At 62.9% G+C, this 15,723-nt stretch carries 18 protein-coding genes; 10 read left to right on the top strand and 8 right to left on the bottom strand.

Going from position 1 to position 15,723, the window contains the following annotated elements:
* Positions 1–6 precede the first annotated feature (6 nt).
* From K3179_RS09490 to K3179_RS09475, 4 genes are all read left to right on the top strand, one after another.
* Positions 7–369 (top strand): hypothetical protein, encoded by a 363-nt coding sequence (locus tag K3179_RS09490; protein WP_224802565.1) that lies wholly within the window; start codon positions 7–9, stop codon positions 367–369.
* A gap of 19 nt (positions 370–388) precedes the next feature.
* Positions 389–1,846, top strand: coding sequence for a F0F1 ATP synthase subunit beta (atpD, locus tag K3179_RS09485; RefSeq protein WP_221564404.1), 1,458 nt, complete (start codon positions 389–391; stop codon positions 1,844–1,846).
* Between the two features lie 3 nt (positions 1,847–1,849).
* A complete protein-coding gene (locus K3179_RS09480) occupies positions 1,850–2,107 on the top strand; it encodes an ATP synthase F1 subunit epsilon (protein WP_100259344.1) in 258 nt (85 codons plus the stop codon).
* 150 nt (positions 2,108–2,257) lie between these two features.
* The gene (locus K3179_RS09475) at positions 2,258–4,393 is read left to right on the top strand and encodes a prolyl oligopeptidase family serine peptidase (RefSeq protein ID WP_221564402.1); all 2,136 of its coding nucleotides are present in this window, start codon (positions 2,258–2,260) and stop codon (positions 4,391–4,393) included.
* A gap of 61 nt (positions 4,394–4,454) precedes the next feature.
* Here K3179_RS09475 and K3179_RS09470 read toward each other — a convergent pair whose 3' ends face one another.
* The 3 genes from K3179_RS09470 to glmU all read right to left on the bottom strand — a co-directional run bounded on the left by K3179_RS09470 (position 4,455) and on the right by glmU (position 6,795).
* Positions 4,455–5,087, bottom strand: coding sequence for an SOUL family heme-binding protein (locus K3179_RS09470; protein ID WP_221564400.1), 633 nt, complete (start codon positions 5,085–5,087; stop codon positions 4,455–4,457).
* Between the two features lie 65 nt (positions 5,088–5,152).
* Positions 5,153–5,419 (bottom strand): HNH endonuclease, encoded by a 267-nt coding sequence (locus K3179_RS09465; RefSeq protein ID WP_345722572.1) that lies wholly within the window; start codon positions 5,417–5,419, stop codon positions 5,153–5,155.
* Positions 5,420–5,427: 8 nt separating this feature from the next.
* Positions 5,428–6,795: a bifunctional UDP-N-acetylglucosamine diphosphorylase/glucosamine-1-phosphate N-acetyltransferase GlmU gene (gene glmU, locus K3179_RS09460; RefSeq protein ID WP_221564398.1), complete on the bottom strand. Its 1,368-nt coding sequence runs from the start codon at positions 6,793–6,795 to the stop codon at positions 5,428–5,430.
* Between the two features lie 60 nt (positions 6,796–6,855).
* Between glmU and K3179_RS09455 the strand changes: the two genes are divergently transcribed.
* From K3179_RS09455 to K3179_RS09445, 3 genes are all read left to right on the top strand, one after another.
* Positions 6,856–7,524 carry an HAD-IA family hydrolase gene (locus K3179_RS09455; RefSeq protein WP_221564395.1) on the top strand — a complete coding sequence of 223 codons (669 nt, stop codon included), beginning with the start codon at positions 6,856–6,858 and terminating at the stop codon, positions 7,522–7,524.
* Between the two features lie 135 nt (positions 7,525–7,659).
* Positions 7,660–8,589 carry an SDR family NAD(P)-dependent oxidoreductase gene (locus tag K3179_RS09450; protein WP_090481100.1) on the top strand — a complete coding sequence of 310 codons (930 nt, stop codon included), beginning with the start codon at positions 7,660–7,662 and terminating at the stop codon, positions 8,587–8,589.
* Between the two features lie 144 nt (positions 8,590–8,733).
* Positions 8,734–9,876 (top strand): hypothetical protein, encoded by a 1,143-nt coding sequence (locus tag K3179_RS09445; protein ID WP_221564392.1) that lies wholly within the window; start codon positions 8,734–8,736, stop codon positions 9,874–9,876.
* 60 nt (positions 9,877–9,936) lie between these two features.
* Here K3179_RS09445 and K3179_RS09440 read toward each other — a convergent pair whose 3' ends face one another.
* The 4 genes from K3179_RS09440 to K3179_RS09425 are packed head-to-tail and all read right to left on the bottom strand — an operon-like array spanning position 9,937 to position 12,908.
* The gene (locus K3179_RS09440) at positions 9,937–10,287 is read right to left on the bottom strand and encodes a DUF2794 domain-containing protein (protein WP_221564390.1); all 351 of its coding nucleotides are present in this window, start codon (positions 10,285–10,287) and stop codon (positions 9,937–9,939) included.
* Positions 10,287–10,976 (bottom strand): serine O-acetyltransferase EpsC, encoded by a 690-nt coding sequence (gene epsC / locus K3179_RS09435; protein ID WP_221564388.1) that lies wholly within the window; start codon positions 10,974–10,976, stop codon positions 10,287–10,289. The genes K3179_RS09440 and epsC overlap by 1 nt, the downstream gene beginning before the upstream one ends.
* A gap of 27 nt (positions 10,977–11,003) precedes the next feature.
* Complete coding sequence (locus K3179_RS09430; protein WP_221564385.1) at positions 11,004–11,621, bottom strand: P-loop NTPase family protein; 618 nt, start codon at positions 11,619–11,621, stop codon at positions 11,004–11,006.
* A gap of 15 nt (positions 11,622–11,636) precedes the next feature.
* On the bottom strand, positions 11,637–12,908 hold the full coding sequence (locus K3179_RS09425) for a heavy-metal-associated domain-containing protein (RefSeq protein ID WP_221564383.1): 1,272 nt from the start codon (positions 12,906–12,908) through the stop codon (positions 11,637–11,639).
* 69 nt (positions 12,909–12,977) lie between these two features.
* Here K3179_RS09425 and purM point away from each other — a divergent pair, with 69 nt between their 5' ends.
* The 3 genes from purM to K3179_RS09410 are packed head-to-tail and all read left to right on the top strand — an operon-like array spanning position 12,978 to position 15,233.
* Entirely contained in the window at positions 12,978–14,075 is a 1,098-nt protein-coding gene (purM, locus tag K3179_RS09420; RefSeq protein ID WP_221564380.1) for a phosphoribosylformylglycinamidine cyclo-ligase, read from the top strand.
* Positions 14,068–15,033 carry a phosphoribosylglycinamide formyltransferase gene (gene purN / locus K3179_RS09415; RefSeq protein ID WP_221564377.1) on the top strand — a complete coding sequence of 322 codons (966 nt, stop codon included), beginning with the start codon at positions 14,068–14,070 and terminating at the stop codon, positions 15,031–15,033. Before purM ends, purN begins: the two co-directional genes overlap by 8 nt.
* Positions 15,033–15,233: a hypothetical protein gene (locus K3179_RS09410; RefSeq protein ID WP_221564375.1), complete on the top strand. Its 201-nt coding sequence runs from the start codon at positions 15,033–15,035 to the stop codon at positions 15,231–15,233. The genes purN and K3179_RS09410 overlap by 1 nt, the downstream gene beginning before the upstream one ends.
* Here K3179_RS09410 and K3179_RS09405 read toward each other — a convergent pair.
* Positions 15,230–15,688, bottom strand: coding sequence for a nuclear transport factor 2 family protein (locus K3179_RS09405; RefSeq protein ID WP_221564372.1), 459 nt, complete (start codon positions 15,686–15,688; stop codon positions 15,230–15,232). The two genes, K3179_RS09410 and K3179_RS09405, sit on opposite strands and share 4 nt — an antisense overlap.
* Positions 15,689–15,723: the final 35 nt, after the last annotated feature.

Raw genomic sequence — 15,723 nt, 5'->3', positions numbered from 1 at the left:
GGATACGTGAAGAAACTCGCCCTCATCCTGCCCGTCGCACTCCTCGCCGCTTGCGGTGAAGAGCCCGCGCCCGAGCCGACCCCGACCGAGACCGCAGCACCGGAACCGGTTGCGAGCCTGCCTGCCACGGACCAGGACTATTTCCGCGCCAAGTTCGCAGAAACCTGCGAAGGTGCAGAACCGGTCAACAACGCCGTTTGCCGCCGCGCAATGGGTGCCGACCAGGCGCTGTGCGAATATGGTCTCGGCGAAGACGAATACATGCGTCACGAAGCCACGCTGGTTGCGAACGAAGACGGTTCGGACTGGATGCTGAGCGACGCCGACGCCCTTTGTGCCGAACACGGCGCCCACCACAAAGCCTCTTGAGCCAGTAGGAAACCTTATCATGGCCACTGCCCCCAAGCTTAACCAGAGCCCCAACGGCGTTATCTCGCAGGTCATCGGCGCTGTCGTCGACGTTGCCTTCGAAGGTGAACTGCCGCCGATCCTGACCGCGCTTGAAACGAAGAACGGCGACAACACGCTGGTTCTCGAAGTTGCACAGCACCTCGGTGAAAATACCGTGCGTACCATCGCAATGGACGGCACCGACGGTCTCGTCCGCGGACAGGAAGTCGTGAACACCGGCTCGCAGATCTCGGTCCCGGTCGGTCCGAAGACGCTCGGCCGCATCATGAACGTGGTCGGCGCGCCGATCGACGAGCGCGGTCCGATCGGTGCTGAAACCAGCAGCCCGATCCACGCGGAAGCCCCGCTCTTCGTCGACCAGTCGACCGAAGCGGCCATCCTCGTCACCGGCATCAAGGTCATCGACCTTCTCGCACCTTACGCAAAGGGCGGTAAGATCGGCCTGTTCGGCGGCGCAGGCGTCGGCAAGACCGTTCTGATCCAGGAACTCATCAACAACATCGCGAAGGGCCACGGTGGTGTGTCCGTCTTCGCCGGTGTGGGTGAGCGTACCCGCGAAGGTAACGACCTCTACCACGAATTCCTCGACGCCGGCGTTATCGCCAAGGACGAAGACGGCAACGCCACTTCGGAAGGCTCGAAGGTTGCCCTCGTCTTCGGCCAGATGAACGAACCTCCGGGCGCACGTGCCCGCGTCGCTCTCTCGGGCCTGACCATGGCGGAATACTTCCGCGACGTCGAAGGCCAGGACGTTCTGTTCTTCGTCGACAACATCTTCCGCTTCACGCAGGCGGGTTCGGAAGTGTCGGCACTGCTCGGCCGTATTCCTTCGGCCGTGGGCTACCAGCCGACGCTCGCCACCGACATGGGTAACCTGCAGGAACGCATTACCTCGACCACCAAGGGTTCGATCACCTCGGTCCAGGCCATCTACGTTCCCGCCGACGACCTTACCGACCCGGCACCGGCAACCTCGTTCGCCCACTTGGACGCAACGACCACGCTGTCGCGCGCCATCTCGGAACTGGGCATCTACCCGGCCGTCGACCCGCTGGACTCGACCAGCCGCGTTCTCGAGCCGCGCGTTGTCGGCCAGGAGCACTACGAAACGGCTCGCCGCGTCCAGGAAACGCTGCAGAAGTACAAGAGCCTGCAGGACATCATCGCCATTCTCGGCATGGACGAACTGTCGGAAGAAGATAAGCTGACCGTGGCCCGCGCCCGCAAGATCCAGCGCTTCCTCTCGCAGCCGTTCCACGTCGCCGAAGTCTTCACCAACATCCCGGGCGTGTTCGTCCAGCTGGAAGACACGGTGAAGTCGTTCAAGGCTGTCGTCGACGGCGAATACGACCACCTGCCGGAAAGCGCTTTCTACATGGTTGGCGGCATCGACCAGGCGGTCGAAAAGGCCAAGAAGATGGCGGAAGAAGACTAAGCCATGGCTTTGCACTTCGAACTCGTCACGCCGGCCAAGCTGGTCCGTAGCGAGGACGTCCACATGGTGGTCGTCCCCGGCGCGGAAGGCGAATTCGGCGTGCTGGAGGGCCATGCGCCTTTCATGTCCACGATCCGCGACGGCGCGGTCCAGGTCTACAAGACCGAAGGCGCCGCTCCCGAGACGATCGAAGTCCGCGGCGGTTTCGCCGAAGTGGGCGAGAATGGTCTCACGGTCCTCGCGGAGCACGTCGAGGGGTAAGCCCTTCGGGACAATCGCAAACAGAAAGGGGCGGCTCTCAGGGCCGCCCTTTTTCGTTCGACGAACAGTCACGTCACACCGGCGAACGACATTGCGCGCCTTAGTTCTACCGTCAACACTGGCCTGGAAGAACTAGAGGGACGCACAATCATGAAACGCGTATCGACACTCGCCATGGGTGCCGCCATGGCATTCAGCATGAACACTCAAGCAATAGCCCAGGACGGCGTGCCCGGACCCGACGAGGATCCATACATCTGGCTCGAAGAAGCCCGTAGCGAGGAGGCGCTCGACTGGGTGCGCGCGGAAAATAACCGCACCATGGCGCATATGGCGCAGGATCCGCGCTTCGACGAATTGACAGCGGAAGCGCTGGCCATCCTCGATGCGGAAGACCGCATTCCCTACGTCTCGATCCGCAAGGACGGCCTGTATAATTTCTGGCAGGACAAGGAAAATCCCAAGGGTGTCCTGCGCCGCACGACGCTGGAAAGCTACAAGACCGACGATCCTGAATGGGAAACCGTTCTCGACGTCGATGCCCTGGCTGCCGTGGAAGGCAAGGAATGGGTGTACAAGGGTAGCACCTGCCTGCCGCCCGACCAGCGCCAGTGCATGATTGCCCTGTCCGACGGGGGCGAGGATGCGACCATCCTGCGCGAATTCGACATGACGACCAAGCAATTCGTCGATGGTGGCTACGTCATCGAGGAGAAGAGCCAAGGCGGCGTCCAGTGGCTCGACGAGGACACCCTGCTGGTCAGCCGCGATTTCGGCGGCGGCACCATCACCGAAAGCGAATATCCCTTCACGACACGCCTCTGGAAGCGCGGCACGCCGCTGAGCGAGGCCGAGGAAATCTTCCGCGGCGAGGCGAGCGACGTCTGGGCCGGAGCCGGCCTGATCCGCGACAACAAGGGCGTGGTGCACGGTCGCACCGCTTTCCGGGCGATCAGCTTCCATGAAAGCATCAACTACGTCTGGCACGAGGGCGAGTGGGTTGAACTCGACATGCCGAAAAAGGCCAGCATCGGCGGCATCATCGACGGCCAGCTGACCTTCTCCACTGATGTCGACTGGGAAACGCAGGGACAGGTATTCCCTGCCGATGCGCTGGTCGCGGTCGATCTGGAAGAGTTCAAACGTGACCCGAACGGAGCGGAGAAAACGCTCGTTTGGGCCCCGGCAGAACGCCAGACCAAGCAGGGCGGCGGCGTGACCGCCAACAGCGCCTACATGGCGATCCTCGACAACGTCGTGGGCAAGGTGCTCAAGATCGACTTCGAGAATGGCGAATGGGTAACCACCGAAGTCAACCTGCCCGATAACGCGACGCTCGGCGTGCAGGCCACCTCGTCCGAAACAGACGAGATCATGTTCACCTCGACCGACTTCCTGTCGCCGAGCACGCTCTGGTATTCGGACGGAACCGGCGACCCGCAGGTGCTCAAGACTTCGTCCGAATATTTCGATGCTACGGGCATGGAAGTCGAACAGTTCGAAGCGACCAGCAAGGACGGAGCCAAGGTCCCGTATTTCCTCGTGAAGCCAAAGGGCATGGAGATGGACGGGAAGAATCCCGCCCTGCTCTATGGCTATGGCGGCTTCCAGATTTCCCAATTGCCGAGCTACCGTGCGTTGACCGGCAAGATGTGGCTGGAGAAAGGCGGTGCCTTCATCCTCGCCAATTTGCGCGGTGGCGGCGAGTTCGGACCCGGTTGGCACCAGATGGCTATCCGCGAGAACAAGCAGCGCACCTGGGACGATTTCATTGCCGTGGGTGAAGATGCGGTGAAGCGCGGGATCACCAATCCCGGCCAGCTGGGTATACAGGGCGGCTCGCAGGGGGGTCTGCTGGTCGGCACTGCCTTCACGCAGCGTCCCGACCTGTTTGACGCGGCGATCGTCGCGATCCCGCTTTTCGACATGCTACGCTATCACCTGATCGGCCGCGGCGCTTCGTGGATCGGCGAATATGGCGATCCGCGCATTCCCGAGCAGCGCGAGTGGATCGAGGGCTATTCGCCATACCAAAAGATCGTCGACGGGGTGGATTATCCCGCGCCCTTCCTGTGGGCTTCGACCGCCGACGACCGAACCCACCCGGCGCATGCCCGCAAGGGCGCAGCGAAGCTCAAGGGGCTTGGCCAGGATTACTGGTATTACGAGGACACGACCGGCGGCCACTCGGGCGGCGTCGACAACGAGCAGCGTGCAAAGCTGCAGGCATTGCAGATGGTCTACCTGATGCAGCGCCTGATGGACGACGACGAGGCCGGCGAATAACATCCGGTCCAGGCCAATAAGAAAGGGGCGGCCTCACGGGCGCCCCTTTTCCTTTCCGCGCCTATTCGACGGGAATGATGACCTCGTTGCGCCTCAGCGGCGGCGGGACCATGGGAGCGTCGTAGAACGCGAACTCTGCAGGACCGGCAATGGTGAGGTCGCGATCTGCGATCCACGCGCGCAATTCCTGCTCGCGTGCCGCCAGGTCATCACTCGACCCCCGCCCCGAGAAGCGGATTGCAGCAACCTTGCGCGGAGGCATTTCGACCAGTGTGACGTCTTCCGGCGGAGTGGGCAGCGTCTCCATCGTGTATTCGGCAGGCATCACGAAACGCGTGCGCCAGCTTCCGCTCGTCTCGCCTCCATCCTGCAGCACGGGCGAAGTCATAGCGATCTTCTCGCCCTGGTCCTGCATAACCGGGCTCGTCATGGCGATCTCCTTGCCCGGACGATCCTGCGCGAAGATATAGGCAGCGAGGCGCCGGAAGCCCGCGTTGAGCGCGCGCCTGCGATCGCCGGTATGCGTCACCTCCGCGACGATCATCGGTGCATATTCGCGAAGTTGAATATCGCCGTCCTCGGTCACGAGCGAATACTCCGGCTCGTCGACCGAGTTGCGATACTGCGCGTAGGCACCAGCGGCGCCAATGGACAGGACTGCTGCGCCCGCAGCGGCGTATTTCCAGAATTTCATGAAGCCATGCTCCCTTGCGTTTCTTTTCCAACGCCGGGGTATGGAAGGCTGTTCCGCCAAGCGACCTACTTTGGCCTTCGGGTCGGAGCATGGAAGTCGGGCGGCTTGTCCGAAACCCAGTCCACGAACTTCGCCAAGGCCTCATTCTCGAGCAAGGCGGCGCGATCCTCCCCGATCCGCGCAAGCTGCGCATTGGTGAAATTCGCGTGGATGGCGCGGTGGCAGATAGGGTGCACGGAAACCGTGTCGCGACCTTTCTTCGCCTTGGGCACCGTGTGATGCTGCTGGACCTTTCGCCCCAGCGGGCGTTCGCAAAGCCAGCAGCAGTCCACCAAGACCCTCAGTCCTTCTTCGCCGCGGCCTTCTTCTTTTTCATCGTGTCGTGGAAACGATCGGCCCAGCCGGGTTTCACCATCTGCTCTGCGCGGACCATGCGAAGTTCGCCCGGGGCCACGTCGCGGCTGACTGCGCTTCCAGCAGCAACGATAGCATCCGCCCCGATAGTGACCGGCGCGATCAATGCGCTGTTCGAGCCGATGAAGGCCCGTTCGCCGATCGTGGTCCGGTGCTTGAAATAGCCATCGTAATTGCAGGTAATCGTGCCAGCGCCGATATTCGCGCCTGCGCCGACGGTGGCATCGCCTAGATAGGTGAGATGGTTGGCCTTGGCTCCTTCGCCAAGCACGGCTTTCTTCATTTCGACGAAATTGCCGACCTTGCTGCCCTTCTCCATTACCGCGCCGGGACGAAGGCGGGCATAGGGACCGACTTCGCAACCTTCACCGACGCTCGCGCCCTCGAGGTGGCTGAAGGCACGGATGGTCGCCCCGCTTGCGACTTTCACCCCAGGTCCGAAGACGACATTGGGTTCGATCGTCACATCGGGGGCCAGTTCGGTGTCGTAGCTGAAAAACACGGTTTCCGGCGCACGCAGGGTCGCGCCTTCGGCCATCCAGTGTTCGCGCTGTTCGCGCTGCCATTGCGCTTCTGCCGCAGCGAGCTCGCTCCGTGAATTGATACCCGCGACTTCAGCGGGATCGTCGGTAGTAACGGCCGCACACACGCGACCGTCCGAGATTGCGATATTGACGATGTCGGGAAGGTAGTACTCGCCCTGGGCATTGTCGTTGCCGACCCTGTCGAGCAAAGCCCACAGGTCGTCCGCCTTCGCGGCCATCAGTCCCGAATTGCACAAGTGGCAGGCGCGCTCGCTCTCGTCGGCGTCCTTGAATTCGACCATCTTGGAAATGCGCCCGTCGTCATCGGTAATGACACGGCCATAGGCGAGTGGATCTTCCGGCTCGAACGCGAGCACGACGGCGGCCGGAGCGTCATCCGCATTAAGCCGATCCAGCATCGCCCCCATCGTGGCAGCGCGCACGAACGGCACGTCGCCGTACATGATCAGCACATCGCCCGAATATCCGCTCAGCTCTTCCTGCGCCTGCTGGACGGCATGGCCGGTCCCGAGCTGCGGTTCCTGCAGGCAAGTGCGCGCATCGTCGCCAAGTGCCTGTTCCAGTTGCTCGCGCCCCGCCCCGACGACCACGACCTTGTGGTCGGGCGACAGGCTGTCGACGCTCGCCATCAGGTGGTGCAGCATCGAACGCCCGGCGATGGGGTGCAGGACCTTGTGAAGTTCGCTCTTCATGCGGGTGCCCTTGCCCGCTGCAAGGATGACGGCGGCGAAGTGTCTGGTCTGGCTCATGAAGCGGCCATGCCACCAAATGCTTGCGGATTGAAGAACCATCCTGCAACGCCTGACGCCATGACGGCATTTCCCTTCCAGTCGGTCGGCTTCGACCTCGACGGCACGCTCCTCGAAACCCATCGTGACCTCGGCGCTGCGGTGAACCATGCGCTGGAGTTGGGTGGATTCGACCCTGTCCCGGCAGACCATGCAAGCGACCTCATCGGTGGCGGGGCCAAGATCATGCTGGCCCGCGCGGTCGACCAGCAGGGCGGGCTGCCCGAGGATGAGTTCCGGCGTCTCTACAAGCAGATGCTGGGCTATTACGCGGAAAACAACGCGGTGCATTCGCGTCCCTATCCCCATGCCGTCGAAACGCTCGACGCACTGGCCGAGCGCGGTGTGAAGATGGCCGTGGTGACCAACAAGTTCGAAGGCTTTGCGCGCGATATCCTGACGACCCTGGGCCTTGCCGACAGGTTCGAGACGATCATCGGCGGCGATACCATGGGCAAGGGCCGCGCCAAGCCGGAACCGGATGCCGTGATCGAAGCACGCAAACGGTGCGGCGGCGGCGCGATGGCCTTCGTTGGCGACAGCTCCTACGATGTCCGCGCTGCACGCGCAGCGGACGCTCCGGTGATCGCGGCGGCATATGGCTATTGCGACAAGCCGCCACACGAACTGGGTGCGGACGCCGTCATCGAATCGCTCGATCGCCTCATTTCCGCCCTCGAAACCCTGTAGGCGCTCGCTTCGTCTTCACCCTGCCCCTACGGCATGGCGGATCGCCGCGCATACGGTTGCAAGATGCACGCAAAAATGCCACGCCGCAGCGCACAATTGACCTTTACGTAAACGACAAAGCAGGAGCCCCCACCCATGAGCATCGATTTCAAGGACAAGGTAGCCATCGTAACCGGCGCAGGCGGCGGGCTTGGCCGCGAATATGCGCTTGAACTCGCGCGCCGCGGCGCAAAGGTCGTCGTCAACGACCTCGGCGGTGCACGCGACGGTACCGGCCATTCCGACATGGCCCTCCAGGTCGTCGAGGAAATCGAGAAGATGGGCGGCGAAGCCATGTCGAACGGCGGCAGCGTCACCGAATACGACCAGATGGAAAAGATGGTCGCCGACGCCAAGCAGAAGTGGGGCGGCGTGCATATCCTGCTCAACAATGCAGGCGTCCTGCGCGACAAGACCTTCGCCAAGATGAGCCCGGAAGATTTCGAGTTCGTCCTCAAGGTCCACCTGACCGGTTCGGCCTTCGTCACCAAGGCTTGCTGGGAACTCATGCGTGAGCAGGCTTACGGCCGCATCATGATGACCGCGTCCTCGACCGGCCTGTTCGGTAACTTCGGCCAGGCCAATTACGGCGCAGCCAAGCTGGGTCTCGCGGGCCTGACCAAGACGCTGGCTCTCGAAGGTGCGAAGTACAACATCAAGGTCAACACGCTGTCGCCAGTCGCGGGCACGCGCATGACCGAAGACCTCTTCCCCGAAGAAGCCTTCAAGCTGTTCGATCCGGTGAACGTGGTCCCGGCCGCCCTCTTCCTCGTCAGCGAAGATGCGCCGACCAATGCCATCGTCGGCGCGGGTGCCGGCGGTTTCCACTCGGCATGGACCGTCATGAACGATGCCGTCTGGCTTCCCGATGGCGAGCGTACGGTCGAAGGCTTCGCCGCCAACTGGGACAAGATCAGCGAATTCTCGAATCTCAAGGCCCCGCAGTCGGGCAGCGAGCAGTCGGGCGCGATCCTGACCGCCATGCAGAAGGTTACCGGAACCGGCCCGAGCAGCGCTCGCGGCTAAACCCCCTTCCCGAACTAGCGAAAACCCCGCTGCACCCAAGGATGCGGCGGGGTTTTTTCGTTTGCGGAGAGTGATTTAAGACCACCGTATTGACGTATTAATACACCAAGTGTATTGCCCATGGTCACTCAATGGGGAGAGACCATGTACAGTCAGGAAGACCTGAATTCCGCAGTGGCTTCGGGCGCCATCAGCCAGGAGGCCGTCGACGCTTTGCGCGCACACGTCGCTTCGACGCGTGATGCAGTGCCAGCCGATGCGGAACATTTCCGCCTCATCACCGGGTTCAACGATATCTTCGTAACCATCGGGGTGATTATCATGCTGGTTGCCATGGGCGCCATCGGCCAGGCGATTGCCGGCGCGATCTGGCCTGCCCCGCAATGGCCCGAATTCGGCAGCGATCCCGACTGGTGGGAGAACAATCGCAGCGCCATGGCCATCGCACGCGGCATGGGCCTCAGCTTCGCGGCGCTGGGCGTTGCCGTCACCGCTTGGCTGCTCGCCGAATTCTTCACCCTCAAGCGCCGAATGGCCCTTCCCAGCATCATCCTGTTGCTGGCCTTCGTCGGGGGCGTGTTCCTCGCCCAGCTTGGCGGGATCATGGCCTATATGGAAAGCGGGCCGGAGCGCAGCAAAACCATCGGTTTCCTGTGGGCCAGCCTTGCCCTGCTCATCACCGCAGGCTTTGCCTGGATGCACTGGAAACGCTTCATGGTCCCGATCACCATCGCGGCAGGCACGGCTGCGATCGCGGGCACGGCGATAGCGCTGATCGTCGCGATTATCGGTCCCGATACGGCCAACATCGAGAATGTCCTGCTGTCGCTCGTGTTCGTCGCAGGCCTGGTCGTCTTCGGCTTTGCCATGCGCTGGGACATCAGCGATCCAGGCCGTGAGACCCGTCGTAGCGATGTCGCCTTCTGGCTCCACCTGCTCGCCGCGCCGATGATAGCCCACCCGGTATTCGCCTTGATTGGCGTAACCGAAGGCGACAACATCGGGGCGCTGGCAGCCGTACTGGTTCTGGCGGTCTATATCGTCTTCGGGATCGTGGCCCTGGCCATCGACCGCCGTGCGCTGCTCGTCTCGGCTCTGGCCTATGTGCTGATCGCGCTAACCTTCCTGTTCCGCGAATTCGGAGCGGTGGAACTGAACTTTGCGCTGACCGCACTGGTGATCGGTTCGGCCCTGCTGACGCTCAGCGCTCTGTGGACGCCGATCCGCCGTGCAGTGGTCCAAGGGCTGCCTTCCGACCTCAAGACGAAGCTTCCCGCTACGGCCTGAGGTCCATACCTGCTCACAAGGGGAAAGGCCCGCACTCCGGTGCGGGCCTTTTTCGTTTGCTCAGTCGTCGATTGCCTTCAGGAGGCGGCGTTCGATCGGCGCCATCACGCCGGGCAGTTCGTGCCCGCGTTTCAGCACCTGCCCATGCTCGCCATAAAGAGTCCACATGCCCTGCTTGCCGCGCAGGGAGGGACGCTTTTCGATCCGCGCCTGCGGACGTTCCGCAGCGCGCCGGAAGGCAGCGAAAACCGCGACATCGCGCGTGAAGTCCATTGCGTAGTCCCGCCACTCCCCGGCTGCGACCATGCGTCCGTATAGATCGAGGATTCGCGTCAGTTCCTCGCGGGAAAACCCGACCTGCAACGGTTTGCGACCAGGGAAGGCGACGACCTTGTCACCGAGGAAATTCATCAATCGCCGGTCCCGCTGCGCTGATCGGGTTCACGCTCCGCCCTGAGAGCTGCGATCTCATTCTTCAGCGATTTGAGCTCGGCCTCGAGCTTTTCGATGCAGTCGCGGCTTGGCTCGCACGGATCGTCGCAAGGCGTGCCGTAGGGGATGAATTCCTTGATCCAGTCCTCTGCCGGGACGAGCGTGCTGCGGGCCTTGAGACCGACCATCGTCGCGCCCTCGGGCACATCGTCGGTTACCACGGCATTCGCGCCGATACGCGCCCGGTTGCCGACCGTGATCGGACCGATCACCTGCGCGCCCGAACCGATAATCACATTGTCCGCAATCGTGGGATGGCGTTTGCCGCCTTTGCCATTGGTCGGGTTGGTCCCGCCCAGAGTCACACATTGGTACATGGTGACATTATCGCCGATCTCCGCAGTTTCGCCGATCACGGAAAAACCGTGGTCGATGAAGAAGTTGCGGCCGATCTTGGCGCCCGGATGGATATCGATGCCCGTAACCATCCGGCTCCAGTGGTTCACGAGCCGCGCCAGGAAGAACAGCTGCGCTTCGAACAGCCAGTGCGCGATCCGGTGGTAACCCATCGCCCATACACCCGGATACAGCAGCACCTCCCACCGGCTGCGCGGTGCAGGATCGCGTGCTTTCACGCTGTCGAGGTAGGCTATCAGCCGTTCCAGCATCGGGGTAATTCTCCCACCAAGGGCAATTTAAAGCAAGCGGCCCTGTTCGGGGCCTTCGACAGCCTCGAGCGCGTCGCGCCATATCGACATGGTGGCTGGAGCCATCCGTTCAAGGCTGAGGCGGTCGATCTCGGCAACGATGCGCTCGATCGCGGCATAGGAGCGCTCCATACGAGGAACGAGGTATGCCGGAGCGCCCTCGCCCAGTGCCAGACCTCGCTGCGCTGCATGGCTGAGCATGAGTTCTGCCGCCATGTCATCGTCCGGCGGACCGATTTCCAGCTGCAGTGCCGCACCCATGCGGCTGCGCAGGTCGGGCAGAGAAATGTCCCATCCGCCTTCTCCCACAGTCATCAGCAGCGGGTAGCCGTCCTCCTGAGCCCGGTTCCAGGCGTGGAATATCTCGGTCTCGTCGCGCGCATCGGCATCGTCGATGGCCCCACCACCGGTGTGGGAGGCGAACCATTTCGCGATCAGCGACTTGCCCGATCGCGGTGGTCCGGCAAGAATGGCGGTGCGAAAGGGCCAGCTGTCCGAAGCGGCAAGCGCATCGGCAACCGGCCGGTTGCCCGAACCGATCACGATCCGCTCGGGCTCGCCCGATGCAGCTTGCATGAGCGGGAGGGCGATCTGCGATTGCGACATGGCCGAACCCGGTGCTCAACGGCTGATAAGCAGCGCGTTGTCTCCCCGGCGTACGGTGAAGCCTCGCTCGCGCAGGGCATCTGCCAGCTGCGAGATCGATCCGGCATAGCTGACGGTGAGGACGGTCGTCCCGCCTATCGCCGTGCTGCGAACGCCGATTGCGCGCACGCCGCTCCCGCCGCGGATACCGGCCATGGCTTCGTCGAACGAGGGCGCGCTCGGCGTCTCGACCTGGACGGTATAAAGCGCCACTGACCCTTCCGGCGGCGGACGTTCGATCGGGGCCGAAGTGATCGTGCCGTCGCTTTCGGCGGTCGGCGTGACAGCCCGCTCGGCCGCTGCGGCGTCCTGCGCCTTGAGCCTGCGGCCAAGCTCGACCAGCCGCGCAATCGCAGGATTCAGATCACCCATGCGCACGTTCAGCGTCGGATCGGGACGCAGCGTCCCGTCGGCCAGCGCTTCGGTGAAGATAGCATCGAACCGCCGGACCGCCTGTCCCAGCATCTGCGGAAGCTGGTCCGGGTTTTCCGCCGTCAGCGTGAAAGATCGCAGGAATTCGCTGTCGGGACCGTGCCGCGCGGTGAAGCGCCCTTCCACCGGACCGCCCGGGAAAGTGTAGTGAAGCTCGGCAATCGGGATCAGCACATCCGCCGCGCCGAAATCGTCAAGGATATCGCGCCACCATACGCGGCTGCGCCGACCGGTCTGGCCATAGGTGAGCAAAAGCGAATCGCCGCCCGCCCCGCTGGGCCGCACATAATTGATCCGGCTGGCCCCCGTCTGGTAGCTCGCCCAGGCGCGCTGCCAGGGATTGCGCTGTTCGTAGACCATGGCGGTGCCGCCGGAGATGGTGACGGGCAGCAGCAGCATAGGCGCGCTTCGCTGAGCCTGACCTTCTGACCCGAGGTAGCGCGAGGCGCGCGCCCGGTCGAACACCACGCCGAGCGTCGCGACATAGCGCTTCGGGCCCAGGCGCTCACGTTCGATCACGATCGCAGAGACCATGCTCTCGATTTGCGAATCGGGCAGGCTTGGCCCGTCGATCTTTTCCCATGCCTTTACCTGGGCTTCTCGCCAGGCCTGGTCGCGCGCTTCGAGGCCGGAGTCCGCCTTCACGTCCACCTCGATGCCGGAAACCTCGATGTCGGTGGACGAGGCGATCGGCGCGATCCCGCGCTCCCCGCCTACCTGCGCATAGGCGAGCCATCCGGCGCCGCCGGTCATGGCGAGGCCGGCTGCGATGATCGCAAAGCGCTTCGAGCGGGGAAGGGAAAAATGATGCCGCATGGGGAAAACAGCGGGCCTTTTGCCCAATCGCTTCTGGAAATCCAAGCGCGAATGCGCGAGGGGCAATATATGAGCAGCGACAACCAGTCCTACACCTACGAACAGGCGGGTGTTTCGATCGATGCGGGCAATGCCCTCGTCAAGGCGATCGGCCCCCTCGTGAAAGCGACCATGCGACCCGGTGCCGACGGGGAAATCGGCGGATTCGGAGGATTCTTCGATCCCAAGGCGGCCGGTTACAAGGACCCGCTGCTTGTCGCGGGCAATGACGGCGTCGGGACGAAGCTCAAGCTCGCGATCGACACTGATCGGCATGGCACGGTCGGGATAGATCTCGTCGCGATGTGCGTGAACGACTTGATAGTCCAGGGAGCGGAGCCGCTGTTCTTCCTCGACTACTTCGCCACCGGCAAGCTGGAGAACGGCGTTGCCGAGCGCGTTATCGCCGGGATCGCCGACGGCTGCAAACAGGCAGGCTGCGCCCTCATTGGCGGCGAAACCGCCGAAATGCCGGGCATGTATGCGAGCGGTGACTATGATCTTGCCGGTTTCTGCGTCGGCGCGGTTGAGCGCGGCGAACAGCTGACCGGAGAACGGGTGGCCCCGGGCCACATCCTGCTCGGCCTCGCGAGTTCGGGCGTCCACTCCAACGGTTTCTCGCTCGTCCGGCGGCTGGCCGAAGACAAGGGCTGGAAGCTCGACCGACCCGCCCTGTTCGACCAGGACCGGCTGCTAGTAGAGACCTTGCTCGAACCGACACGGATCTACGTCAGATCGCTCCTGCCGATCGTGCGGGACGGGTTGGTCGATGCTCTGGCCCACATCACCGGGGGCGGATTGCTGGAAAATATCCCGCGCGTACTGCCCGAGGGCGCCCATGCCGAAGTCGATGCCGACAGTTGGGAACAGCCGGGACTGATGGCCTTCTTGCAGGCGCAGGGCAATATCGAGCCGGGCGAAATGGCGCGGACCTTCAATTGCGGCGTCGGCATGGTCCTTGCGGTCGATCCGGCAAATGCGGAGATCGTGCGCACCCGTCTCGAAAATGCGGGCGAAACCGTGCTCGCCGTTGGCCGAATTGTGGAAGGCGAGAAGGGCTGCACGGTGCGCGGCTCTGCCGGAACATGGTCTGGTAAGGCAGACTGGGAGGCGATACACCTTGGCTGAGAAGGCGCAGGTCGCGATCTTCATATCCGGGCGCGGCAGCAATATGGCCGCGCTGCTCTATGCCAGCCTGATCGACGACTGCCCGTATGAGGTATGTCTCGTCGCCGCCAACGATCCCGAAGCGGAGGGGCTTTCCATCGCCGCGGCCGAAGGTGTTCCTACCTACGCCCTGTCCCACAAAGGTATGGCGCGCGCAGACCATGACGCTGCCATGGAAAAAGCCGCCCGGGATGCGGGCGCGCAATATATCGTGCTCGCCGGATACATGCGCATACTGACCGAAGGGTTTGTCGGCAGGTGGCGCGGCAGGATGCTGAATATCCACCCATCGCTGCTCCCGAAATACACCGGCCTCGATACCCACGCCCGCGCGATAGAGGCGGGGGACAGCCATGGCGGCGTATCCGTCCATCTCGTCACCGAAGAACTCGATGCAGGCCAAGTCCTGGGCCAGATGGCAGTCGCTATCCGTGACGGCGAGACTCCCGACACGCTTGCAGAGCGCGTGCGCTTTGCCGAACACCAGCTCTATCCGCAGGTCGTGACACGCTATGTCGCGCGCGAAAGCGATCCGGATTTCCTGCTACAACGCGTCAGGGAACTGGCTCTGGCTCTGCCCCAGACGCACGAGCGCGAGAGCCACGGCTCACCCGGATGGCGCGCGGGCAGCGAGAAGTCGGGCAAATATTTCGCTTATTTCAACGACCGGCATCACGGCTCCGAACATATCGCCCTGCTGGTGAAGACCGGCGGCCCGGACGAGCTCTTAAACCTCGTTGAAACGCAGCCAGACACCTATTTCAAACCGGCCTACTACGGGGCGAGCGGCTGGGTCGGGCTGATTCTGAACCGACCCGATTGCGATTGGGACCACGTCGCCGAGTGGCTCGAGCGTAGCTGGCGCGCCGTCGCACCGAAATCGGTCACGAGACTGCTCGATGCGGCAGAGAATTTCTGATGCAGCGCCTTACGCCCTATCTGTTCTTCACGCTCGCTATCGCAGGGCTCGCCTGGATAGCGATCAAGGGCGATACCGGCTTCGATGAAGAAGTCGAACCGCTGACCGCAGTCATCGTGGTGACAGGTGTGTTTCTGACTGCGCACGCGCTGCGCCATCTTGCAGCCCGGCTTTTCCGCAATACCGGAGCCGGGCACTAGTTCGCCGTAGCGCGCCGTGCGGTGGCAAAACGCGGCAGAGTCATCTCGTTATTGGCCCGCGTGACCTCAATACGACTAATCAGTGGGCCCTCGAACAGAAACCTCCACATCGTTGCCGAGCGAACATTCGACGTGGTGTCTTCCAGATGTCCGCGAACGAGCACTTCCTCTCGGTTGGGATCGATCGAATCGAAAACAAGCTTGGGGTCACCCGCGACTTTGTAGAAGTCCAAGAGCGAACTGAGGAATTCCTCAGCTCCGACGACCTCGTTTCCGAACTGGTCGGCCATGGTGAAATCGGGAGTGATCAGGCTTCTCGCGGCGTCCCAGTCGCGCCGATTGATGGCGTCGCCGATCGCTGTCACCGCACGCATGTGGCGGCGGCGCTCTCGCGTGGAAGGGAGAATCGCCGAAAACATAACGGGCGCGATCCTAACAGAGATCGCGCCCGTCACCTAATCCGTTAGAAAATCAGGCTTTTTCCCGATCT

It is taken from the genome of Qipengyuania intermedia, assembly GCF_019711615.1.
Taxonomy (GTDB): domain Bacteria; phylum Pseudomonadota; class Alphaproteobacteria; order Sphingomonadales; family Sphingomonadaceae; genus Qipengyuania; species Qipengyuania intermedia.
Note: the sequence above shows the minus strand (reverse complement) of the source record. Positions and strands in the feature narration are given on the sequence as shown.

Bases quoted from the DNA above. Each gene is read 5' to 3' on its own strand.
- K3179_RS09445 (WP_221564392.1), top strand. From the start codon at position 8,734: ATGTACAGTCAGGAAGACCTGAATTCCGCAGTGGCTTCGGGCGCCATC.
- K3179_RS09425 (WP_221564383.1), bottom strand. From the start codon at position 12,908: ATGCGGCATCATTTTTCCCTTCCCCGCTCGAAGCGCTTTGCGATCATC.
- K3179_RS09480 (WP_100259344.1), top strand. From the start codon at position 1,850: ATGGCTTTGCACTTCGAACTCGTCACGCCGGCCAAGCTGGTCCGTAGC.
- epsC (WP_221564388.1), bottom strand. From the start codon at position 10,976: ATGCTGGAACGGCTGATAGCCTACCTCGACAGCGTGAAAGCACGCGAT.
- glmU (WP_221564398.1), bottom strand. From the start codon at position 6,795: ATGAGCCAGACCAGACACTTCGCCGCCGTCATCCTTGCAGCGGGCAAG.
- K3179_RS09470 (WP_221564400.1), bottom strand. From the start codon at position 5,087: ATGAAATTCTGGAAATACGCCGCTGCGGGCGCAGCAGTCCTGTCCATT.
- K3179_RS09455 (WP_221564395.1), top strand. From the start codon at position 6,856: ATGACGGCATTTCCCTTCCAGTCGGTCGGCTTCGACCTCGACGGCACG.
- K3179_RS09475 (WP_221564402.1), top strand. From the start codon at position 2,258: ATGAAACGCGTATCGACACTCGCCATGGGTGCCGCCATGGCATTCAGC.
- purM (WP_221564380.1), top strand. From the start codon at position 12,978: ATGAGCAGCGACAACCAGTCCTACACCTACGAACAGGCGGGTGTTTCG.
- K3179_RS09440 (WP_221564390.1), bottom strand. From the start codon at position 10,287: ATGAATTTCCTCGGTGACAAGGTCGTCGCCTTCCCTGGTCGCAAACCG.
- atpD (WP_221564404.1), top strand. From the start codon at position 389: ATGGCCACTGCCCCCAAGCTTAACCAGAGCCCCAACGGCGTTATCTCG.
- K3179_RS09430 (WP_221564385.1), bottom strand. From the start codon at position 11,621: ATGTCGCAATCGCAGATCGCCCTCCCGCTCATGCAAGCTGCATCGGGC.
- K3179_RS09450 (WP_090481100.1), top strand. From the start codon at position 7,660: ATGAGCATCGATTTCAAGGACAAGGTAGCCATCGTAACCGGCGCAGGC.
- K3179_RS09410 (WP_221564375.1), top strand. From the start codon at position 15,033: ATGCAGCGCCTTACGCCCTATCTGTTCTTCACGCTCGCTATCGCAGGG.